We start from the raw sequence: 21,840 nt of genomic DNA on the forward strand, positions 1-21,840 counted from the left end.
TGGACCAATCGATGATCAAGGCCCTGAGTACCGAGCGAGGTCGTCGATGAACCCAAAAAAAGCAGCTTTCACGCAAAGGCGCAAAGACGCAAAGATTTTTCAATCAGTGAGCAGTGCCATGCCGTTCACCTGAGCGGTGTGTCTCTTCACTGACTCAAGATTCTGTTTTCTTTGCGTTTTTCCTTGCGTTCTTGGCGTCTTAGCGTGAGTCAATCGCCGGATTTAGGATGAATCATCTGGCCTCGGCTCCATCCGCGCTCATCCCTGAGTCCAGAAAAGGTCTGAAAAGATCGGCCAATGCGTTGACATTTTGAGTCAAATCGAAGCCTGCGATCACTCGCGCGCGCGCTGCAGCGCCAATCTTGGCTCGCAAGGCCGGATCAGCGGCTAGGCGCGCGAGTGCCTCGGCGATCTCGTCGGCTTTACCCGGGCTCGTGAGCAAGCCGCTGACGCCCTCTTCAACCAGCTCTGGGATGCCCGAAAGGCGACTGCTCACCACCGGTAGACCGCAGGCCATGGCCTCCATCAAGGTGACCGGAATCCCCTCCCGATTGCCGCGTGGCGCCAGGATACTGGTCAGGGCTACGACATCGGCTTGCTCACGCAGCCACATCAGGATGGATTCGCGGGGCAATGGACCGCGCAGGTGGACCTGATCGGCCAATCCATGCGCTCTGATTTGACGCTCGATCTCAGCCCGCAACGGACCCTCGCCGATGAGATCACAGCAAAACGGCAGACCTCGATCGCGCAACAAGGCAAGCGCATCGATCAGATAGCGGTGTCCTTTGACGTCGCGCAACGCGCCGATACAGAGGATGTGCAGCGGCGCGTCGGCGCCGCGCACCCGCTCGACAGCTGGTGTGAAGAGCCGAATATCCACACCACAATGGACCACCTTGATCTTGTCTCCAAATGCACGCCCGAGGCGCTGCTCGATGAAGCGCCGGTTGTAATCCGAGATGCTGACAACGAATCTCGCTGATTCAACCTTTTCGCTCAGCATGGTCTGATCGACATGAAGATCGGAGCCATGGGCCGTGAAGCTGTAACCGATACCGGTCAGCCGGTGCACGATCCAGGCAGCCAGGGCTGGGTGGGTCGCGAAATGGGCATGCAGATGCCGCACGCCGTCACGCTCCAGACAACGCGCCAGGTGGACCGACTTGGGCCAGATGCCTAAACCGCCAATCAGAAAGTTGCGACTGGGCAGGGTGCCTCGGACCATGGCGGCGAAGGTCCCCCAATAGCGTGCAGGCTGCCCGAGGGCGAGCGCGAGATTGGAGCCAATGATGGCGAGCGAGAGAAATGGCAGCCAGGTGACGTACGGCATCACCCGCTCGACATCGGCATGCTGTACCTTGGCGTGCTCCCGAAGCAAGGGCCAGATCCGCACTTGATAGCCGCGATCCAGCAGCGCAGTGATCTCGGAGAGGATAAAGGTCTCGGTGAGCTTGGGAAAGCGCGACATGGTATAGGCCATGATAGGCATTGACGATGGCTTCCCGTCCTCGCCTTTGTTTGGCTCCCAGCGCACGACCTGACGCCCGGAGAGAAAATCCCAGAGGCCGAGCGCGGTGCCAATGTTTCCAAGCACGAAATAGAACGCCGCTCGGGTTAAGGCACCGACTCGACCATGCAGGTGTGGTGCACGGGCGCCGACGAGTGCCATCGCGTAGACGGCGAGCTGAAGCAACAAGACCCATCGCCAGAAGGGGGAATGCAGCGCCAGTCCCCCGTTGCTCAACAGTAGGAGCAGCAGAAAGACAGACAAGAGACGACGCAGGACCTTGTTGATACCGAGCGCGAGCGCGAAGGTCCCGAAGCGTCTCGGATCCAGCAGCTCATGATTCAGGCGCAAACCCTGCAGTGAGCGACCGACGATGCGCCGCCGCCGCGAGATCTCGTGTCCGGGTGAACGCGCCGGAACCCGCACATGCGCACGCGCACGCGGCTCGAAGATGAATCGAAACCCCTTGTTGATGACCCGCAAGGCCGCGTAGAGGTCATCGGTCACGCCTTCGGCGATGGGCTCCGCGACACGTGCCCGCACGGCATAGAGCTTGCCGTCGTTGCTCGTGACACTCCAGACCTCAGTCTCCATGAGCTTGATCCGGCTGTCCCAATCGATATAGCTGGCCTGAGCGTCACGTAATGCCTGGAGCTCGCGTTCCAAGACGCGCTGACCGACGACACCGCCGACGCCCTCGTCCGCGAAGTGCTGGATCAGTTCTCGGAGTGCGTCGTCCTCGAGTCGGGCATCGACGTCGGTGAAGATCAGGATCTCACCGCGCGCCATGCTCATCGCCTGGTTCAGCGCCTCGGCTTTGCCCCGATGACCGTCGAGCAGCTTGAACCTGAGTCGTTGATCCTGACACGCGCGCAGGATGTCCTCGGTCTGATCCGTCGAGCCATCTGAGACGACTAGAAGCTCGATCGCCTCAGGTGGGTAATCCAGCGCAAAGGTGTTTTTGATCTTGCCAATCAGTAGATCGCCCGGGTTGCGACAGGCGACGATGACACTGAGCGAAGGCGTCAGAGCCGTATCGACCTGGTGCGTGCGTCGACGAGCGCTCTGGACGAGAAGCAAGATGAGTGGATAACCAATGAGCGGCAGGAGGATACAGCAGAGACTGAACACGAAGATCACGAGCATCAGTGTGCTCATGGCCGTTCCTCGCTGGCGTGTGTGGCCATGGATGGATCCTCCTGCTCATTGGCGACCCTCACCCAGACCTGTGACAAGCCCAGACAGAGCAGCATGAATTTCTGGAAGACATCGCTGAAGAACAATAGAAAGATCAAGAGCGCGCTGAACGCGATCAGATAGTGCATGACAAGATCGCCGTGGTAACGGTCTCCCTTCTCGATCAGGCGCGTGCTGGCTTGATAGAGATTACGCCAAGCCGTGATCAAGAGTCCGGCAAACGCGGCAAGGCCCAGCAAACCAGTCCCAACCACCACCTCCAGATAGGTATTGTGGGCGTATCGGCGCTTGGTCGCCCCTTTTTTGTGAAACTTCTGGGCCCAATCGGTCTGCGCGAAAAGATTGCGGAAGGTGCCTGGCCCATGACCAAGGATCGGGCGCTCCATGACGGCATCACGGGCGACGTCGAGATAAGAGAAGCGACGACTGAGCGCACGATCTGGCTGTTCAGCAAACAGGCTCGCCTGACGCTCCCAAAAGGTTTGGGGCAGCATGGCCGTGCCGAGTAGCGCGGCCCCTGTGATCCCGACAATGAGGAGTCCCAGACGTCGCGGCCGGATGTCTCGACTATTGATGATAAGCAGGATCAAGAGTGTCACCCCGATCACCAATGTACCACTGCGCGAATAGGTTCCGACCAGTGCGGTCAAGTTGATGAGGATCAAGATCGCTGCGAATACTCTTGACCAGGCATGTCTGGCATGAAAGAGCCAAAACACCAGGAAGGGCATGCCGAAGATGATCTGCAACGCCAATGAATTCGGGTCGGTGGTCCCGCCGGTGCTGCGACTGAAGGTCGCCCCCTCGGAGAACCCACTCATGCCAGTGAGGTTGCCGAGTACCGCGAGCAAAGAGCCCAGCGAGACCGAGAGCGCGATCACGATCGGGATATGCCGGGTGACGCTCTCGCGCTCGAGCATGGCAATGATCAAGGTGAAAAACAGCATCGCGACCAGGAGCAGAGACACCTGATGCGCGACATAGCCATGATCGTCGGAGAAAAAGGACGACAACAGGCTCACGGCCAGGTACAGCAGGAACCACGGCCACAGATTGGACCTCAGACTCGCCACGAATCCGCGCTCGACGAGCAGACGGATCAGCAGGAGCAACAACAGGATCAAGGCGAGCAGCCAGTGGATCTTGATGCTTTCCAAAGGGCCCGCGATATTGCGAAAATTCCCGAATGGAATCAGGAAAACGATCGCATAAAGGCCGATCTGAGGACGCTGACCGATGGCGAATAGGGCGAGTGCGCCCAAAGCGGGAGCAATCGCCAGGTAGGGGTATGGGGTCATCAATGGAAGGATAGTGGCCAGGACCAATAGCACGACCATTGGGAGCCATCGCAGATGACTCGATCGATCGTCTATCAGCCTGGCCATTATGCTTGTTGAGCTGTTTCGATACTCACTCGATTCAATCCTGCTCCACTCTAAGGCGTGTCGACCCGAAGATCGCGAGGGGCTGGCAGCGGCGCATGCGTCCAGTCCGTGTAGCCGACATTCTTGCCAGGTCGACTTGGAAGAATGACTGGAAAAGCGGTTCGATAATTCACGTTGATCAGATGCGGCTGCCAGGTGTCATCACCCTCGGCCGGGTAGTTGGCCTGCTCATGCAGCCATTGAAAGGCCCGTCGCAGTGCCTGGTCCTCCCAATCGAATGCTGGATAACCCGCGCGCTGCAGGATGACCGCTTGGGCGAGTGCTCCCTGCAGCCCCTCATAGACATAATTTTCCTGGGGCGGCGGCCAAGTAAAATCGCCGCTGCGACGCTGTTCCTCGGGAAGTACCCCATCGATGCTGTGGCCATCACGGACCGAGCCCAATGGATTGATGCCCACGGGGTTGTTGGGATCCGCTTGCCAATCGAGTGCACCGTACGTGAATCCAGCATAGCTCGTGCGGTCTCCCAGCCATCCTTTGAAGATGGCTGCCACTTGATCGATTTCAGCCGTATCGCCAAGATAAGCCGCTGCTGCGAGCCTGCTCGCACCCGCGTGTGTACCCCAGTTGTTGGGTCGCTGGGCATGGGTCGTTCGCAACGTCCGACCCTCGCTCATCTTTTTATCCATGACCGCGGCGAGCCATTCCCGAAATGCGGCATCCTCCTCAGGCGGTAGCCCGACGAGATCGGCGGCGAGTACGTAGGCGATCAGCTCCCGGCCCAACGCGAGACTGCTGCCACCTTCTTCGGTACCCATGGCGGCCATGCAGGCCGAGATCACCTCGTCCCGGTAGCGTGGCTCGCCAGTACGCACATGTGCCAACGCCTTCGCGAAGACCCAGACGTTGGTCATGTCGTCCTGGTTGGACAGGTTTGGGGTGTCGGTGGATCTGGCGGCATCCACCAGTAAACGGTCCCAGGCCAGTCCTTCATTTGGGAGGGACTGCAGGTGCTGCCGGTCGATCCAGATGCCTTTTGACAAGGTCTCCATGTCGGGCGAAGTTGCTTGAGCCCCCCATGGCGAGATCAACACCGAAACCAGAAACAGCGTTGCAAGACGACGAAGAACAGGGATCATAACGAATTACTCTCAATGTGTTTATCCGGACGCTGCAATTGAATCTCAACGACGACTGTGCGGTCCATCACTGCAACGGCACCAAACCGATGGCATCGGCCTCTGTAAGGTGCCCATCGGTACACAGCGCGGTTCATCATCGGGAAACGGAGATGATGCGCGCGACATCTCTGGCATCCAAACCAAGGCAGGCACTGCCACGGCTCACCACCTAAAACAACTATAGATGCTCGGCGGTCGTTGATCTCGATTTCAGCCCATCCCTGAAGCCGACACGAAATGCTTTTGGATGCTTGTATTCGTTCTCGAACCATTCATCTTTTGACTATACTTCTTGTGGGTGAGACGAAAGATCCTGACGCTACCAGCCCTGAGCCCATAACCCTATGATAGATCTAAATCAGAGTCTTCGCCTTGTCCTCGAGCAGATCGCCGAGGTCAAGCGGATCCTAATCGCGACAGAGCACGCCCTGAATCACAAGCGCCCGGCGACCATCCTGGTTACCAGCGCCGCACAGGGCGAAGGCAAGACCTTGCTCGCCTCGGCGCTGGCTTCAACCGCGGCCAAGAGCGGAGATCGTCGCGTAGTTGCGCTCGATTTCAACTGGTTCATGCCCGCGCTGCACCGTGGCTTTGCGCTCGATCTCGATCATTCGATCGAGGAGATCTTGGGCGCGCAGCTCGGCGAAGTCGTCTCTCCATCGGGACAGGACGGGCTGGATGTCCTGGTCGCGCCGCGCGACCACGATCATCCGCAAGCGCCAAGCCGGCAGATCCCGCGCGGGGTGAGTCGGCTCGTCGATTCTGCCAGACATGACTATGATCTCGTCGTGATCGACAGTGCGTCGATCTTCCCGACCAATCGCATGATGATGGATCCCGTGATGCTTGCGGATGTCGCCGATGGTGTCATCCTGGTCGTGCAGGCGTCGGTCACGCCCCGCCAGCAGGTCAGGAGCGCGCAGAAGTTGATCGAGACCGCCGGCGGGAAATTGCTCGGGGTCGTGAGCAACCGCTGGCAAGGGGCTGTCCAATCGCGATGAGCTGCGCCATCCGGGTTGACCTCCGCACGCGCGGGCTGAGTGTATCGGCACCCGAGCGCGATCCAGGAACGACAGACCCTGATTCAAGATCGCACTGACACCATTGAAGGGCTGCAAACATGAGTTTCTATCTCAAACGATTCTGGCGAGCCTTCCGCATCCACAAGAAATGGATGCTGCTGGTACTGCCCGCGCTGGCACTCTATTTGATCTATGCGGCGCTCACGGATGTCGACTACTTGGTGTCTCGAGACTTTTCGCCCTACTCCAGCGATACGCCAGTGGCCGCGAGCGACAGTCCAGTCGCGGTCCTGGGATTGGGTGATCTCCTCGCCAACCCGGAGGTCCTCTTTTTGGATGGTTTCGCACTGTTGCGGCTTCAGAATGACCCCAATCTGTTGGCGGCATACGGCGGCCGACCGGATGAGGCCACGCTGCGGCGCATCCTGCACGCGGGCCTGACCTTGGCTCCATCGCAGACCCCGGATGCCCTGCGCTTGAGCTACGAAGGTCAGGACGAGGCACTGGGTCGGGCGCTGGTTGGCTTCTATTCGGAGCGCCTCATGACGCGGATCGAGGAGGGCATGGCGCGCGTGCAACGCACCGACGCCGCGCCCGCGGCAGTCCGCCTAGCGCCCATGGGCGACCTGGTGGTCGCGGTCACTAAGACCCCATGGAGTCCCGAGCGGTTCGCCCCGGCGATCGGTGTCCTGATCCTGGCCTCACTTGGCGTCCTGGTGCTGATCGCGATCCTCGAGCTCTCAGACCCATCATTCAAGTCGGAGCGTCAGATGGCGCGCTATCTCGGTGTCCCGGTGCTGGGCGCGATTCCGGATGCCGCGCCGTTGGCGAAGCGGCTGGCGCGCGCCGACGTGCCGCCGACCTAGCCGATCGCGGCGTCGCAACCTCGCGTGCCCCGCTCAGGCGGGTGCGCGCCCAAACTCAGTCAGGGTCTAGCACATGAAAACCTTTACATCAAGACTCATCGGTTTAGGTCTGATGCTGTCGCTCGGTGCGAGCGCCTTGCCAGCCCTTGCCGCTCAATACAAGCTCTCTTGGGAGCCGGTCGAGGACCCGCGGGTGCTCGGCTATCGGGTCTATTATGGCCAAGGCCATCGTGACTACGATCAGTGGGTGGACGTCGGCAATGTCACGAGCTACACCTTCCCCGATCTGGATCCGAATCAGGTCTACTCTTTCGCCGTCAAATCGCATGACGGCGTAGGTCAGGAGTCTCAGCTGTCGACTGAGGTGACCTCGGGATATTTCCGCTTTGTGGTCGGCATGGGACCCGACCCGCTCAATAGCGGACAGCTCGTCGTCCTCAACCAGAATCAGGATACCGAGCGAGAGGTGTCGGTGACCTGGAGCGCCTACAACCAGCTCAGCGGGGAGGCGCGAGTGGCCACGGGCGACATCGACGGCGACGGTCGCGACGAGGTCGTGATCGGTTTTGGTCCGGTCGATCAACCCGGCTTGCCCGAGGGCCGCTTCTTGGTGCTCGATGATGATTTCTCGTTCGTGCGCTGGGGCCAGGTTGATTGGCCCGATTACAACGTCGCCAATGGCGAGACCCGTCCAGCGCTGGGCGACATCGATGGGGATGGCAAGGATGAGATCGTGATCGGTCTCGGCGCGGGTGGCAACGGCATGCTCCAGGTCTTCAGATACGCCGACGGTGAACTCGCCTCCATGGGCTGGGCCGAGCTTGGCTGGCCCGACTATGAACAGGCCAATGGCGAGACCTGGCCGTCACTGGGCGACATCGATGGTGACGGCTTGGCTGATCTGGCGATCGGCGTGGGAAGCGGCGGCGGTGGGACACTGGTCATCAAGACGGGATTCGACACTTCAAGTCTCGAAACAGGTGGGAATCCATCCTGGCAAAACGAGATCCAGTCGAGCATGCCCTGGGCCGAGTACGCGGCCCAGATCGGCGAGACCCGTCCGGCACTGGGTGATCTCACTGGCGACGGGACTGCCGAGATCGTCGTGGGTCTGGGCCAATCAGGTGGCGGCTATCTCGAGATCTTCGATTATCAGGATCCCGGGCTCGTCCATATGGGTACGGCCGGGATCCAATGGCCTGACTACAATGCACAAAACGGTGAAACCCGGCCCGCCTTGGGCGACATCGATCTCGACGGACGCGATGAGATCATCGTGGGTCTTGGCACGGGCGGTGCCGGCTATGTCGATCTGCTCGATGACGAGAGCTGGCAATACGCCAGTCTCGGCATGCTGCAGATCGGCTCGGCGGCCTACCAGGCCGCAGGGGGCGAGTCTTGGCCGGCCTTCAAGCGCGAGCGCCTGGCCGCGGCTCCACCCGTCGAGTATCGTCTGACCCTGCTCCAGAGCGGCACGGGTAGCGGGACGGTGGGTGGCGGTGGCCTCTTTCCCGCGGGGACCATCGTAAGCCCGAGCGCAAGCGCTGGCGCCGACTCGACCTTCTCCGGTTGGACACCGACGAGCTGCGGCTCGCCTTTCGCGCTCAATGCAGACACGACCTGTACCGCGACCTTCACCCTACTGCCGAGCTATGCCCTGACCGTCTCGCGCAGCGGTAGCGGCAGCGGCTCGGTGATCAGCAGCCCGGCCGGGATCGACTGTGGCAGCGATTGCTCCGAGTCCTATGTGAGCGGCACCGCCGTCACCTTGACCGCCGCGCCGGCGAGCAGCGCTGTGTTTGGAGGTTGGAGCGGCGCCTGCAGCGGGACAAGCTCCTGCCTGATCACCATGAGCTCGGCGAAGAGCGTGACCGCCACCTTTAATTCCGTGCCCAGTTACCAGCTGACGGTGAAGACCAGGGGCAGCGGCATGGTGACGAGCAGCCCGGCCGGTATCGACTGTGGTGGCGATTGCACCGAGTCCTATGCTAAAGGTACTGCGGTGACGCTGACGGCCTCACCCGTTGACGGTTTCAGGTTTACCGGGTGGAGCGGCGCCTGTAGCGGGACTCAGACCTGTCGGTTGAGCATGAGTAGGAACTTGACCGTGACCGCGACCTTCAGGCGGTGAGGCGGCATCGGTCAACTCGGGTTGACCGGGAGCGCTTCGCACGGTGCGGGAGATGCAGAAGTCGGGTGTTGGGTGTGAGTTGCTCGACGGACTCCGCGAAGATGGCCGCCAGCGGATAGAGCACCAACCGATGGCCATGACCATAGCCATCACCGGGAGCAAGAAGAAGAGGAGGATGGCAAGCCGAAACGAGGCCGGCCGCTTCGGAAAGAAGCGGGCCAAGCGGGTTGGTCGCTTCTCGATCGGTCAATAGAGCGGCAGCAGCCAAGGCACCAGGAACACGCTCATGATCATCACCAACAACGTTAGGGGCAAGCCGATGCGAATGAAGTCCGCAAAGGTGTAGTTGCCCGCGGTTGCGACCAGTGTGTTGATGGGCGAGATCGGCGTCATGAAGGCGCTCGATGCCGCGAGTGCGATGATCATGGCAAAGGGGTAGGGCGATGCGCCTAAGGCTTCGGCGACGGCGAGTGCAACCGGGATCATCAGGACCGCATTGGCCGTGTTCACGACGAAGAGGCCCAGCAGCACCGTGATGGCGAACAAGACGCCGAGTACCACATAAGGGCCTGCGCCACCGATCCAGGCCACCAAGGCGTTCGCCGCCATGTCGACTCCGCCGGTGCGGTCCAAGGCGAGCGCGAAGGGCATCATGCCCACGATCATGACCAGGCTCCTCAGCTGAATCGCGCGGTACGCCTTGTCCAGATCGATGCAGCGAAAAAGGCCCATCAGGAGACAGCCGATCAGCGCGGCTTGGACGTTCGGGACAAGGCCGGTTGCCATCAGGGTCACGACGATGACGAGCGTCAGAATCGCGTAAGGCGCGCGCTTGGCCGCCGGAAGATATTCGTCGAACTCCTTGGGTAGGTTCAGTACGATGAGGTCGTGCGTGTCGTCCTGCAGGCGGCGGATCGTCTTCCAGGGTCCGACGAGCAGCAGCGTATCGCCGATCTTGAGGGTCTCCGCGCGCAGACCGTGCGGTGCATGTGCCTCCGGGCCGCGTCGCATCCCGACCACGGTCAGCTCGGAACGGACCAACAGCTCTGCCTCCGCGATCGTCTTGCCGGCAAAGCGCGATTCGTCGGCGATCATGATCTCCACCATGCCGATATCCTGCGACCGATCGACGAAATAGCGGCCCGTGCGCGGCAGCAGCTCGACCCCGTAGCGCTCGCAGAACTCGGCCACGTCGATGCGTTTCGCCTCGAGGTCGACGTCGATCAAGAGAATATCGTGCGCCTGCAGAAGGGTCTGCGGCGTGCGCGGGAGCAATTGGCGCGCACGCCCGAGACCGCGCTCGACGAGGATGATCCGCACGCCGATCTTTGCAGGCAGATCGAGTTCCTCCAGCTTCTTGCCGAGCAAGGGCGAGCCGGGTCGCACCCGCACGCGATATTCGCGATCGGCGAGCCGGTAGCGCTCGACCCACTGCATGAGCTTCGGGCGCATCCGGGCCGTCGGCGCCTCGGGCGTCTTCGGGCGCAGCCAGCGCTGCGTGATCAGCATGTAGAGGGTCGCCACCAACAGGATCGGCAGCCCGAAGGGCGTGAAGGAGAAGAAGTTGAACCCCTCCTCGCCGGTGCGCACGAGCTCGTAGTTGATCACCAGATTGGGCGAGGTGGCGACCAAGGTCATCATGCCGCTGATGAGTGCCGCGTAGGCCATCGGCATCATCAGTTGGCTCGCCGGGATGCGGCGCCGGCTCGCGATCCGCAGCACCACCGGGATAAAGATCGCGACGACCCCGGTCGAGCTCATGACCGAGCCGAGAAAACCCACCGAGAGCATCAGCAGCACCAAGAGTCGCCAGGCGCTGTTGCCGCCGCGATTGGCCAGCCAGTCGCCGATGCCGCGAGCGACCCCGGTGCGTGCCAGCGCCTCGCCGATCACGAACATGGCCGCGATCAGGACGATGTTGGGATTGCTGAAGCCGGCGAGCGCCTCCTGGACCGAGATGACGCCCGTAAAGGGCAAGGCCACCATCATGATGAGGGCCACGGCATCTACCCGCGGCTTGTTGATCGCGAACATCAGGATCGCGGCGCCCAGCATGAGAAGGACAATCAGAAGGTCTTGCGACATGCCGTTTCTCCCCGTGGCGCTCGGACCAGGCGTCCCGGGCTCCGACCCGAAAAGGGTTTATTCTATCGGAAACAGCGATGAATCCTGCACGCACTGCCGCGCGAGCGTCGATGGCGATGCGCGCGCCGTGAACCGCTCGACACCGGAGACCGAAACCCATGCTGTCCATGCAAGCGCGGTATCAGCAATCCGACCCTCAACCGACTTCTGACGACATCATCCACTTCTCGGAGGTGAGCTGGGACGACTACGAGCGCCTGCTCGTGATGCGCGGCGATCATTCCGCCCCGCGGATCGCCTACCTGGAAGGAGCGGTCGAGATCATGAGCCCGTCGCAAACCCACGAAAGCATCAAGTCCGTCATCGGCCGTTTGGTCGAGACCTATTGTCTGGAGCGCGACATCGTCTTCTCGACCTACGGTTCATGGACACTCAAGGACAAGGCGCGCAACCGCGGTGCCGAGCCGGACGAGTGCTATGTCTTCGGGACAGAGGCGGCGGAGCGTCCGCATCTCGCCATCGAGGTCGTCTGGACCCGCGGGCGCATCGACAAGCTCGAAATCTACCGTCAGCTCGGCGTCGCCGAGGTCTGGTACTGGCGCCAGGGTCTCATCCAACCCTACTGCCTGCGCGGGGAGCGTTACGAACCCGTGAACGAGAGCCAGGTCCTGCCCGGATTAGACCTGGCCCTCCTGATGCGCTTCATCGACGAGCCGACCACCTCGCAAGCGATTCGGGGTTATCGCGATGCGCTACGGGGCGATGAAAGGGGCTGATGGCAGTTCGGGGCTCAGGACAACAGCGGATCGATCCAATCCCCGCGCTTATCCTTGACCATCACGAATCGGCAGCGCCCCTCCGAAAGCCCGGCCCAAAGGCCACCGATCAGACGGTGCCAGTGCGTCTCGAACGTCCGAGCGAAATTTTCGCACAAGCCCAGGCACTTGCCGCTCGTAGTAGCGAACGCCGTCTTCCAACTCAGCCTTCGCCTCGGAGTGCACGATCTGCCGATTCGGCTGAGCCCGTGTAGCCGCTGCCGGTCTCGACAAACCAGACCAGATCGGCGAGCTGGGCGAAGGCGACGTCGGTGAGCAAGGCAAAAAATAATCGATTTGGTATTATCTTAAACCGCGCCTGATCCAGCGGTTGTCAAGTCTGCCGGGGCCGATCCTATTCAAAAACATCGCATACCGCGCCGGGCGCGGTTTAAAAGCGTCCGATCAAAGACACCCCCAGCATTCCTGCCGGATCCTGATCCTCTTCGTACAGCCGTCGACCCTTCTCGTCCTCCACACTTAGCGTCGTCCCGGTCGACGCACCAGCGTAGAGCTTGAAGCTCAGGTTCTCGCTCAAGTCGCGCCCGAGCTGGACGAAAACGGGGATGAATCGGTGCTCGCCGACGCCGCCCGTGAAGGGTCCGTCGGAGTCGAGTCGAAAGCGATAGGAGCGGTAGGCCGCGCCCACGCCCGCGGTCCAGCCCGAATCGAGCGCGTAGGACAGCTCCAACCCCGCCGGACCGGCCGGGCCGGCCGGGAAGGGGTTGGTGAGGCGCAAGCGATCGTTGATCCGCCAGTCGATGATCAGGAAGGGAAAGGCGCTCGTCTCCTCGATCTTATCGAAGACGCCGACGCCCAAACCGAGGGTCAGGTCGGGCCGCACGGCGCGCGATACCGAGGCCGTGGCGCCGTATTCGAGCGTCTCCGAGAAGTTGGCGCCGGATTCCCCCGAGGACTCGATCGTCGGGTTTAGCCCCAAGCGCCAGCCGCTCTCGGTCGTAAAGCCGTAGGGTACGGAGATACCCGCTCGGTAGAGCCTGTCCCAAGGCTGCTCGCCGCCGAACCCGAGTGGTTTGTCGAAGTGCCAATCCTCGTAGTCCAAGCGCAGCCGCACGCCCAGCGACGACTGCCCGTCGAGCGCCCAATTCGTTCCGAGCGACATGAGCACCGCGGCATAGGCGGCATCCCCGCCGGAATCCAAATCGCTGGCGAATTGAACGACCGGGGCGACGGAAAAGCTGACACCCGGCGGCGCTTGCGCCATGGAAACCGCGGCAACCCCGGTCGACAGCAGGGCGGCACAGGCGACACGGACGAGGCAAGGCGCTGGCATCGGAGACACTCCCTTGGATAATCGATGGACGGGTGGCCGAAAAGTCGTGACGATAGCATCCCGAGATCGAGCCGGACCAGCATTGGAGTCCGGTCGGGTTCCGGTTTTTCTGCGAGGCCGACTTCTGCCGATTCGAGACATGATTGCGGATCGGCCGCTGAGCGCATCATGCCCGAAATAAATCAGAAGGGGACCGAATCATGCTGTTTCAGCAGCTCAAGTGGCTCGGCGCAACGGCGCTGATGGCGGCTATGCTGACGCAGGTCGTTCCGGCCCGCGCCGATACCCCATCGCCGAGCATTGCCGAATGCGCGGCGATCCAGACCGATCAGGCGCGGCTCGCCTGTGACGACCGCGCCAGCGGGCGTCTTCCCGTCGTCGCGCAGACCTCCGGCGGAACGATCCCGGAGCGGACGGCCATGTCGGCACCTGCAGCACCCCTGACGGTTGCCGACACGCCGAGCGCGCTCGAGAGCCGAACCCCCGCCTAGACCTTGCTGATCGACAAGGCGTGGGCCTTCGATCCGGGATCGAGCGCTTACGACATCAGCTTCTATAATCCCAACTATTTGCTGGTCGGCAATGACACAAGGCGCATCAACAACCGGCCTTTCTCGCCGCTCTTCGATGCACTCGAAGCCGACGAGCATGAACTGGACAACAACGAGGCGCGTTTTCAGCTCAGCTTCAAGTTCCGGGTGTGGACCACGGATGAGCGGCGCCGGTGGGTGTGGGTCGCCTACTCGCAGATGAGTCAATGGCAGGTCTACAAGGACAAGAGCTCGCGTCCATTTCGCGAGACCAACTTCATGCCGGAGTTGAGGGTCAGCTTCGGGCCGGACATCAGCTTCGGCGGCTTTGATTGGCGTGTGCTCAACCTCGGGTACAGCCATCAATCCAACGGTCGATCCGACCCCATCTCGCGCGGTTGGGGCCGCATCATTGCCTCGATCGGTATCGAAAGGTGTAATTTCGCGCTGGTCTTGCGGCCCGGGTCCGCATCGACGAAGGCGAGTCCGACGACGACAACCCCGATATCACGGACTATTACGGCTACGGCGACAGCCTGATCGATGACAACTGGAAGCAGAATACGATCGGGATCGGCATGGCCCTGAACGATATCCTCTGACCGGATTGTCGTTCAACATTCAACCGGAGATGTTCTTGTGAAAGTCTTGATCTCACCCCGTTGCGGCGACAAGACGCGCTTGGCCTTCGGGTCCGGCGCATCCTTGCCCCATGCCCTTGTGTTCCCGGCGATCTTCGCGCTGCTCACCGCGTGCCAGCCTGTCGAAGAGTCGCAACCCATCCCCGAGCCGATCCGCCCGGTGCGGGTCGTCACGGTCGAGGAGCTGCCGGGCGGCGAGACCGTGACCCTCACCGGCAACGTCCAGGCGCAGGATGACGTGGCCCTGGCCTTTCGGGTCGGCGGACAATTGATCGAGCGCACCGTCAGCGTGGGCGATCAGGTTCGCGCGGGGCAGATTGTCGCCCGTCTCGACGCGGTCAACGAGCGCAATGCGATCGACGCGGCGCGGGCGAATTTGGCCGCCGCGATGGCGCGTCTGGTCGAGACGCGCAATACGGTGGAGCGGTACGAACCGCTGCTGTCACGGGGCTTCGTCGCCCGCGCCCAGTTCGACCGCGCCGTCGAGGCACGCGACGCCGCCCGGGCGCAGGTGGAGGCGGCCGAGGCCCAGGTCAGGACGGCCGAGAACCAGCTTGGGTTCACGACCCTGATCGCCGACGGACCGGGCATCGTCACCGCCCGCGGCGCGGAGCCTGGAGAGGTCGTCGCGGCCGGGCGCATGATCGTGCAGCTCGCCCGCGAGGGCGGACGCGATGCCGTCTTCGACGTGCCGGCGCGGGTGATCGAGTCGGCCTCCGCCGAGGACGAGGTGAGCGTTGCGCTGAGCACCGATCCCAAAGTCAGCACCACCGGTCGGGTCCGCGAGGTCTCGCCCCAGGCGGACCCGGTGACGCGGACCTTCAAGGTTCGGGTGGGTCTCGCCAGTCCGCCGGAGGCAATGCGGCTCGGCTCCACCGTGACCGGCAGCATCCGGCTCGGCGGGGTCGCGGGGATCGCCATCCCGACCTCGGCGCTCACCGCGTCCCGGGGTGCGCCGGCGGTCTGGACCCTGGATCCGGAATCGCGCACCGTCGCCCTGCGCAATGTCGACGTGGCAAGCTATGAGCTGGATCGGGTGCTGATCTCGCAGGGTCTGGAGCCCGGCGAGTTGGTCGTGACGGCGGGGGTTCAGACCCTGCGCCCGGGTCAGGAAGTCCGCCTGCTCGGGGAGTCGACCCCGGATCCGATAGCGGCCCCGATCGACGCCCCGGTCGGAGATCGGCCATGAGCGGCTTCAATCTCTCCGATTGGGCCATCCGCAACCGCGCGGTCACCATCTTCATCATGCTTGCGGTGCTGGCCGCCGGGGTGAGCTCCTTTTACAAGCTCGGCCGCGCGGAAGATCCGCCCTTCACCTTCCGCACCATGGTGGTCAAGGCGATCTGGCCCGGCGCGACCCTCGACGAGACCATCGCCCAGGTCACCGAGCGTCTCGAACGCACCCTGCAGGAGGTTCCGAATCTCGACAACCTACGCAGCTTCACCCGTGCCGGCACCACCACCATTTTCGTCGATCTGGTGGGCAGCGCGCAGGGACGGGATGTATCGGACAGCTGGTACGAGGTACGTAAGAAGGTCGGCGACATGCGCCATACCCTGCCTCAAGGGATCGTCGGACCCTTTTTCAACGACGAGTTCGGCGACACCTTCGGGATCATCTACGCCTTCACCGCCGACGGCTTCACGCATCGCGAATTGCGCGACGCCGTGGAGGACGCCCGTTCGCAGCTCCTCACGGTCCCCGACGTCTCCAAGATCGACATCCTCGGAGCCCAGGACGAGGTCATCTATATCGATTTCTCCGCCGAGCGGCTGGCCGGACTGGGGTTCGATCCCGGCACCCTGATCGCCGCGCTGCGCGCCCAGAACATCGTCAGCCCGGCGGGCATCCTTCGCACCAGCGACGAGTCCATCGCGCTGCGGGTCTCGGGCGCCTTCGGCTCGGAGCGGGACATCGCCGAGGTCACCTTCGCCGTCGGCGAGCGCATGCTGCGGCTGCGCGACATCGCCGATGTTCGCCGCGGCTTCGCCGATCCGCCCCAACCCATGTTCCGGATCAACGGGGAATCCGCCATCGGACTCGCCATCGCCATGCGCGACGGCGGCGATACCCTCGCACTCGGGCGCAATGTCGCCAACGCCATCGCCGACATCCGGGCCGAGCTGCCGCACGGCATCGAGCCGCGTCTGGTGGCCGATCAACCCCTGACGGTGGATCTCGCGATCAACGAATTCACCACCTCGCTGTGGCAGGCGATCGGTATCGTGCTGGTGATCAGCTTCGTCGCGCTGGGCGCGCGCGCCGGCACCGTCGTGGCCATCGCCATTCCGCTCACGCTGGCCGTGGTCTTTCCGATGATGGACATCGTCGATATCGACCTGCAACGGGTCTCGCTCGGCGCGCTCATCATTGCACTCGCCCTCATGGTCGATGACGCCATGACCACCATCGACGCCATGAGCCGGCGTCTGGCCCTGGGCGACGACAAGTCAAACGCGGCCACCTATGCCTACACACACCTGTCCAAGGCGATGCTCATCGGCACCCTGGTCACCATCGCCGGTTTCGTGCCCATCGGCTTCGCTCAAAGCTCGGCGGGCGAATACACCTTTTCGATCTTCGCGGTTGTCGGCATCGCACTGATCGCCTCCTGGCTCGTTGCAATGGTGTTCGCCCCCTTGATCGGCATGACGCTCCTGCGCCCGCCCAAGGCCGGTGCGAGCGACCAGCCGAGCCGCACGGTCGCCATCTACCGGGGTTTTCTGACGCTGGCGATGCGCGCGCGCTGGTTCACCATCGCCCTGACGCTCGCAGTCTTCGTCGTCGCCATCGTGGCGCTGAGTCAGGTGCCGCGCCAGTTCTTCCCGTCGTCGGACCGTCCCGAGCTGCTGGTCAACCTGCAGTTGGCGCAGAACGCCTCGATCCATGCCACCGAGCGCCTAGTGAATGAATTCGAGCAGATCCTGCGCGAGGATCCCGACTTCGCGCCCGAGATCGAGCGCTGGAGCAGCTACATCGGTCAGGGCGCCATCCGCTTCTATCTGCCCCTGGACGTCCAGTTGGCCAACCCCTTCTTCGCCCAGTCCGTTATCGTGACCAACGACATCGAGGCGCGCGAACGACTCCAGCCGCGACTCGAACAGCTGCTGGCCGAGCGCTTCCCGGAGGTCGTCGGACGGGTGTCGCCGCTGGAGCTGGGGCCGCCGGTCGGCTGGCCCTTGCAATACCGCGTCATCGGCCCGGACCCGACCGAGCTGCGCGAGATCGCGATGCAACTCGGGGATCTCGTGGCGGATCACCCCGGCTCGCGCCGGGTCAATTTCGACTGGATGGAGCCTGAGCGCGAGTTGCATATCCGCATCGACCAGGAGCAGGCGCGTCAGTTGGGTCTGAGCAGCCAGGCGGTGTCCACCGCACTCAACGCCAATATCTCCGGCACCGACATTACCCAGGTCCGCGACGACATCTATCTCGTCGACGTGGTGGCGCGCGAGCTCGGGGGACAGAGTCTGTCGGTGGAAACGTTGCGCAGCCTGCCGGTCTCGCTCCCGAACGGGCGGACCATCCCGCTCAGTCAGTTCGCCGTCTTCGAGTACGGTCAGGACTACCCTCTGGTGTGGCGGCGCGACCGGGTACCGACCCTGACGGTCCAAGCCGACGTCACGCCGGGGATGCTGCCCGAGACGGTGGTCGCGGATCTCGCCGACCCCATCGCCGAGTTGAACGCGACGCTGCCCGCGGGCTATCGCATCGAGCTGGGCGGCGCGGTCGAGGAGAGCGCCGAGTCTCAAGTCTCGGTCTTCGCGGTGGTGCCGGTGATGATCCTGCTCATGCTGACCCTGCTGATCTTCCAGCTCAAGAGCTTCGCGCGTCTCTTCATGGTCCTGAGTCTGGTGCCGCTGGGTCTGATCGGCGTGGTCGGCGCCCTGCTGGTCTCCGGCAAACCGCTCGGCTTCGTCGCCATCCTCGGCATCCTCGCCCTGGTCGGCATGATCGCCAAGAACGCGGTCATCCTGATCGACCAGATCGAGGCCGAGCGGGCGGCGGGAAAGACCGTCTGGGATGCCGTGGTCGAGGCCAGCCTGTCGCGTTTCCGCCCTATCATGCTGACGGCGCTCTCGACCATTCTCGGGATGATCCCGATTGCGCCAACGGTCTTCTGGGGCTCGATGGCCTTTGCCATCATGGGCGGCCTCGCCGTCGCCTCGCTGCTCACGCTGGTCTTTCTGCCGACGCTCTATGTGACCTGGTTCGGGGGTGTCGCACCGAGCCGTGATCCGCCCGGCACGGAACCGCAAGCGAGCGCTGCCTAGCGCAAAGGATGCCGTCATGTCGCGCACGCGATGTGGCGGCCAAATCCGGAGCGGCCAATAGCCTGGGATCGGCGACTTGCAGTCGCCGTTTTACGCTGGCCTGAAGGCCAACGGGTCGAGTGCAACCCGACGATCGCGTGGCTCGCGCTCGACGCTCCATGGTTACGCTCATGAACGAGGCGTGATCGGAGCGCACCCTCGTTCAAGCGTTGTGTCGGTCCGGACCCGGAGTCCAATCATGTCCATATACCTGAATCGCGAGGTCTTCGCCATGGCGGGCGGCTCCGAGGCGCACAACCTGATTGCCGGTAACGTCCATGGCGAGCTGCGCACTTGCTTGAGTGCGTCGAGTACATGCTCGACCTCGATTCCCCGGTTCAAATGCACGCTCTTGCCTTCGAACTCGGCGGCGAATCCGGCATCGTGATCAGACAGCACCTTGGCGAAGGCGCGCACCTTCGCCGCTGCACGCGGATGGATCTCCGCAATCAGGTCCGACATCCCCTCGTCATCCGATGAGGCGGCGTCCTTGATCAGCTCGAAGGTTCTTTCGATGGCCCGAGCATATGGATCCTGTGCGTCGCCGGGGATCGGCAGCGGGATTTGTGCGGGATCCGTAACCGGCGGAGGGAGCTCCAGCTCGAAACCGAACGAGCCTTGTACAGTGTCGATGATCCGCAAAGAGCGGCTTGCCCCCGGGAGTCGACCGCGGCCCTTGAGCCCTTCCGCTGTCAGGCTGGCCGCCACCGTATCGGTTGCCTCGATGAATGCCTTGAGTGCCGCGGCGGCAAAGCCGGCAGCGATTGAACGCGTGCCCTCGACTGGCGCACCGCGGAACGTTATGGGCAGCGCCTTGGCCAAGGGGCTGGCCTCGAGCACGGCCAGCCGCTCTCGGGCTTGCCTCAAGCGCTCCTCGAATCCGATACGCTCGATGATTCGGTCTTCAGACAGGTTGCCGAGGAGTCCCTCGAGTGTCGTGACTTCGGACCGCAGGAACTCGCGTTCTTTAGTGCTCATCGCTCGTCCCTCCGGTTGCCTGGTCCTGGTCTTGCCGGGCGAGCCAGTCGATCGCGTCGGTATCGTCGTCGGATTCGGTGAAGCTGCCGTTGATCCACTGAAAGCCGTTCGCGAGGCCGGCCGCGGCAAGCTCCGCACGCAGCGCCATGAAGCCCTGGAGGATGCGCCGTCGATCGGGAGTGTGGCCGAAGCGCCGCCGAAGATCGAGTGGAGTGGCACGATAGGGCGAGCGTTCACGCGCGATCCCAGTGCTGCCGGGCCGGATCGGGGCAGGATGCCGAAGACGTCCCAGGCGGGGATGGTAGCGGTTGCACTCATCGGGGCTCTTCCATCGCGGCTCGGGCCAGACCATTGACTCAGTCGTCCATCACGGGGTTCGAGGCGTCCTCAAGGCGGCCCTCGACCTTGGTCGCTTCGTTTCAGCGACCACCCTTCGGTGATTGCCGCGAAGGTCGTGGCTCGCAAAACCGAACAGAGGCTCCTCACCGTGGGCGCGTGGCTTGCCCGCGCTTGACCGCGCGGATCGCTTCATCGGCTGGTGTCAGGGGTCAGGGCCCTGGCGGACAAGCCAAGCGCGGACGCTGATCGGCTGCACCTGGCAGGCTCAGGGTCCATGGTCCCCGCAGCACCGGCGACTCGGGCTCGTCGTGACGATCGCCCAACCGGTGGCCACGCGTCTGTGGTTCCTGGCTCCTGAGGGTGTCGCCAATGCCGGTCGCCAAGGTCGCACCGCGCTCGCTGACGTCGCCGAGACCAAGAGACTGGACGCCGATGATCCGGCCGCTGCGGGCGCTGCGAGGGCGACGCCCGACCTCTGCGGACCCCAGCAGCCGCAAGGAGCGCGATCAACCCCGCAGCACGGGGACGATGAGGTCGTGGAGCCCGACGGCGAGGATCCGTCTTGCTGTTGCAAGACACCTGAGGTGCGTGCCACAGGGTGGGTCAAGTCGGTCAGCAGCCCTTCCCCGTGATCAGGATCACGTTTCGCGTGCTTCGCGATGTTCGGCTCAGCAACCTTGCAGTTCCTGGTCTATTTTACTCTAGGGCAATGTCTCGCCGCCGCTGCAAGCGCGCGATCACACACAGACATTTCAGACGGTTGCTTTCAAAATGCGAGGCGGCGTCGCGATTGCTTATCGATCGCTGACGGATTGGCCGCGAGACAGAAGACGAGCGCTGTATTCAACGAGGAGGCTCAGGCCCCAGGGCGAAAGTGCCCGATCCGCGCACTGACAGACGGCGATACCGCTCGATACCGCGAATGTCCGACAGGCTGCTCGCATTCAAACGAACGCTCGTGTGTTTTCGGCATGACACGACCAGTGAGGCGGGATGATGCCGGGGTGCAGATGATCGGTATGCCTGTATCACTAGTCCTCCAGGAATCCGGCTGGAGACCAGTCATCTGATCCAGTCTTGCAACAGGGAGCGAAGATGAATATTGAAGATATCCGTCGAATACTTGTGGTAGGAACCGGCACCATGGGGCAGAAAATCGCACTGCAATGCGCCCGTTTTGGCTATGAGGTGACTGCGTATGATGCTTTCGCCAAGTCCCTGGACTCGGCCAAGGCAAGGATCCCGGAATATGCCGCCGAGTTGGTGGATCGGAATCTCATGGCGGCGGAAGAGGCGACCGCCGCTTTGTCCCGGATCTCTTTCACCATGAATCCGGAGGAAGGTGCTCAAGCCGATCTGATCAGCGAATCGGTCTTGGAAGATCCAGAGCTGAAAGGAAAAGTCTTTTCCCAGTTCAATGCGATTTGTCCACCGCACACCCTGTTCACCACCAATACATCGACCCTGCTGCCCTCGATGTTCGCCTCTGCAACCGGCCGGCCTGACAAATTCGCTGCCTTGCATTTTGGCCTTGATCATCGATTGGTCCACT

Annotated in this window: 16 protein-coding genes; 9 read left to right on the forward strand and 7 right to left on the reverse strand. The window is 62.7% G+C overall.

Annotated elements, in window-relative coordinates; genetic code table 11:
* Positions 1 to 232 precede the first annotated feature (232 nt).
* From B4N44_RS07570 to B4N44_RS07580, 3 genes are all read right to left on the reverse strand, one after another.
* On the reverse strand, positions 233 to 2,668 hold the full coding sequence (locus tag B4N44_RS07570) for a glycosyltransferase (protein ID WP_296698813.1): 2,436 nt from the start codon (positions 2,666 to 2,668) through the stop codon (positions 233 to 235).
* On the reverse strand, positions 2,665 to 4,044 hold the full coding sequence (locus B4N44_RS07575; RefSeq protein WP_296698816.1) for an O-antigen ligase family protein: 1,380 nt from the start codon (positions 4,042 to 4,044) through the stop codon (positions 2,665 to 2,667). Before B4N44_RS07575 ends, B4N44_RS07570 begins: the two co-directional genes overlap by 4 nt.
* Before the next feature lie 98 nt (positions 4,045 to 4,142).
* Positions 4,143 to 5,231 (reverse strand): alginate lyase family protein, encoded by a 1,089-nt coding sequence (locus B4N44_RS07580; protein WP_296698818.1) that lies wholly within the window; start codon positions 5,229 to 5,231, stop codon positions 4,143 to 4,145.
* A gap of 386 nt (positions 5,232 to 5,617) precedes the next feature.
* Here B4N44_RS07580 and B4N44_RS07585 point away from each other — a divergent pair, with 386 nt between their 5' ends.
* From B4N44_RS07585 to B4N44_RS07595, 3 genes are all read left to right on the forward strand, one after another.
* Positions 5,618 to 6,274, forward strand: coding sequence for a hypothetical protein (locus B4N44_RS07585; protein ID WP_296698821.1), 657 nt, complete (start codon positions 5,618 to 5,620; stop codon positions 6,272 to 6,274).
* 119 nt (positions 6,275 to 6,393) lie between these two features.
* Positions 6,394 to 7,161, forward strand: a complete 768-nt coding sequence (locus B4N44_RS07590; protein WP_296698823.1) for a hypothetical protein — start codon at positions 6,394 to 6,396, stop codon at positions 7,159 to 7,161.
* Between the two features lie 73 nt (positions 7,162 to 7,234).
* Positions 7,235 to 9,292 carry an InlB B-repeat-containing protein gene (locus B4N44_RS07595; RefSeq protein WP_296698825.1) on the forward strand — a complete coding sequence of 686 codons (2,058 nt, stop codon included), beginning with the start codon at positions 7,235 to 7,237 and terminating at the stop codon, positions 9,290 to 9,292.
* A 246-nt stretch (positions 9,293 to 9,538) separates the two neighbouring features.
* On the opposite strand, the gene B4N44_RS07600 is transcribed toward B4N44_RS07595, so the two are convergent.
* On the reverse strand, positions 9,539 to 11,377 hold the full coding sequence (locus B4N44_RS07600) for an SLC13 family permease (protein ID WP_296698828.1): 1,839 nt from the start codon (positions 11,375 to 11,377) through the stop codon (positions 9,539 to 9,541).
* Between the two features lie 158 nt (positions 11,378 to 11,535).
* Here B4N44_RS07600 and B4N44_RS07605 point away from each other — a divergent pair, with 158 nt between their 5' ends.
* Positions 11,536 to 12,153, forward strand: coding sequence for a Uma2 family endonuclease (locus B4N44_RS07605; protein WP_296698832.1), 618 nt, complete (start codon positions 11,536 to 11,538; stop codon positions 12,151 to 12,153).
* Between the two features lie 430 nt (positions 12,154 to 12,583).
* Here B4N44_RS07605 and B4N44_RS07610 read toward each other — a convergent pair whose 3' ends face one another.
* Positions 12,584 to 13,486: a DUF6268 family outer membrane beta-barrel protein gene (locus B4N44_RS07610; protein WP_296698834.1), complete on the reverse strand. Its 903-nt coding sequence runs from the start codon at positions 13,484 to 13,486 to the stop codon at positions 12,584 to 12,586.
* 200 nt (positions 13,487 to 13,686) lie between these two features.
* Between B4N44_RS07610 and B4N44_RS07615 the strand changes: the two genes are divergently transcribed.
* The 4 genes from B4N44_RS07615 to B4N44_RS07635 all read left to right on the forward strand — a co-directional run bounded on the left by B4N44_RS07615 (position 13,687) and on the right by B4N44_RS07635 (position 18,932).
* A complete protein-coding gene (locus B4N44_RS07615; RefSeq protein ID WP_296698837.1) occupies positions 13,687 to 13,977 on the forward strand; it encodes a hypothetical protein in 291 nt (96 codons plus the stop codon).
* Positions 13,978 to 13,980: 3 nt separating this feature from the next.
* Positions 13,981 to 14,556: a phospholipase A gene (locus B4N44_RS07620; protein WP_296698839.1), complete on the forward strand. Its 576-nt coding sequence runs from the start codon at positions 13,981 to 13,983 to the stop codon at positions 14,554 to 14,556.
* Between the two features lie 99 nt (positions 14,557 to 14,655).
* A complete protein-coding gene (locus tag B4N44_RS07630; protein WP_296698842.1) occupies positions 14,656 to 15,846 on the forward strand; it encodes an efflux RND transporter periplasmic adaptor subunit in 1,191 nt (396 codons plus the stop codon).
* Positions 15,843 to 18,932 carry an efflux RND transporter permease subunit gene (locus tag B4N44_RS07635; protein WP_296698846.1) on the forward strand — a complete coding sequence of 1,030 codons (3,090 nt, stop codon included), beginning with the start codon at positions 15,843 to 15,845 and terminating at the stop codon, positions 18,930 to 18,932. The genes B4N44_RS07630 and B4N44_RS07635 overlap by 4 nt, the downstream gene beginning before the upstream one ends.
* Positions 18,933 to 19,100: 168 nt before the next feature.
* On the opposite strand, the gene B4N44_RS07640 is transcribed toward B4N44_RS07635, so the two are convergent.
* Positions 19,101 to 19,949 (reverse strand): hypothetical protein, encoded by an 849-nt coding sequence (locus B4N44_RS07640; RefSeq protein WP_296698849.1) that lies wholly within the window; start codon positions 19,947 to 19,949, stop codon positions 19,101 to 19,103.
* Positions 19,939 to 20,301, reverse strand: a complete 363-nt coding sequence (locus B4N44_RS07645; protein ID WP_296698852.1) for a DUF6932 family protein — start codon at positions 20,299 to 20,301, stop codon at positions 19,939 to 19,941. Before B4N44_RS07645 ends, B4N44_RS07640 begins: the two co-directional genes overlap by 11 nt.
* 1,082 nt (positions 20,302 to 21,383) lie before the next feature.
* Between B4N44_RS07645 and B4N44_RS07650 the strand changes: the two genes are divergently transcribed.
* Positions 21,384 to 21,840 (forward strand): 3-hydroxyacyl-CoA dehydrogenase NAD-binding domain-containing protein (locus B4N44_RS07650; protein ID WP_296698854.1); only part of this gene is annotated, 457 nt, incomplete at its 3' end.

This window comes from Thiocapsa sp. UBA6158, from assembly GCF_002423035.1.
Lineage (GTDB): Bacteria > Pseudomonadota > Gammaproteobacteria > Chromatiales > Chromatiaceae > Thiocapsa.

What these genes read in the sequence shown, in the direction of transcription:
- B4N44_RS07570 (WP_296698813.1), bottom strand. Translation starts at nt 2,668, where the DNA reads ATGAGCACACTGATGCTCGTGATCTTCGTGTTCAGTCTCTGCTGTATC.
- B4N44_RS07575 (WP_296698816.1), bottom strand. Translation starts at nt 4,044, where the DNA reads ATGGTCGTGCTATTGGTCCTGGCCACTATCCTTCCATTGATGACCCCA.
- B4N44_RS07580 (WP_296698818.1), bottom strand. Translation starts at nt 5,231, where the DNA reads ATGATCCCTGTTCTTCGTCGTCTTGCAACGCTGTTTCTGGTTTCGGTG.
- B4N44_RS07585 (WP_296698821.1), top strand. Translation starts at nt 5,618, where the DNA reads ATGATAGATCTAAATCAGAGTCTTCGCCTTGTCCTCGAGCAGATCGCC.
- B4N44_RS07590 (WP_296698823.1), top strand. Translation starts at nt 6,394, where the DNA reads ATGAGTTTCTATCTCAAACGATTCTGGCGAGCCTTCCGCATCCACAAG.
- B4N44_RS07595 (WP_296698825.1), top strand. Translation starts at nt 7,235, where the DNA reads ATGAAAACCTTTACATCAAGACTCATCGGTTTAGGTCTGATGCTGTCG.
- B4N44_RS07600 (WP_296698828.1), bottom strand. Translation starts at nt 11,377, where the DNA reads ATGTCGCAAGACCTTCTGATTGTCCTTCTCATGCTGGGCGCCGCGATC.
- B4N44_RS07605 (WP_296698832.1), top strand. Translation starts at nt 11,536, where the DNA reads ATGCTGTCCATGCAAGCGCGGTATCAGCAATCCGACCCTCAACCGACT.
- B4N44_RS07610 (WP_296698834.1), bottom strand. Translation starts at nt 13,486, where the DNA reads ATGCCAGCGCCTTGCCTCGTCCGTGTCGCCTGTGCCGCCCTGCTGTCG.
- B4N44_RS07615 (WP_296698837.1), top strand. Translation starts at nt 13,687, where the DNA reads ATGCTGTTTCAGCAGCTCAAGTGGCTCGGCGCAACGGCGCTGATGGCG.
- B4N44_RS07635 (WP_296698846.1), top strand. Translation starts at nt 15,843, where the DNA reads ATGAGCGGCTTCAATCTCTCCGATTGGGCCATCCGCAACCGCGCGGTC.
- B4N44_RS07640 (WP_296698849.1), bottom strand. Translation starts at nt 19,949, where the DNA reads ATGAGCACTAAAGAACGCGAGTTCCTGCGGTCCGAAGTCACGACACTC.
- B4N44_RS07645 (WP_296698852.1), bottom strand. Translation starts at nt 20,301, where the DNA reads ATGGTCTGGCCCGAGCCGCGATGGAAGAGCCCCGATGAGTGCAACCGC.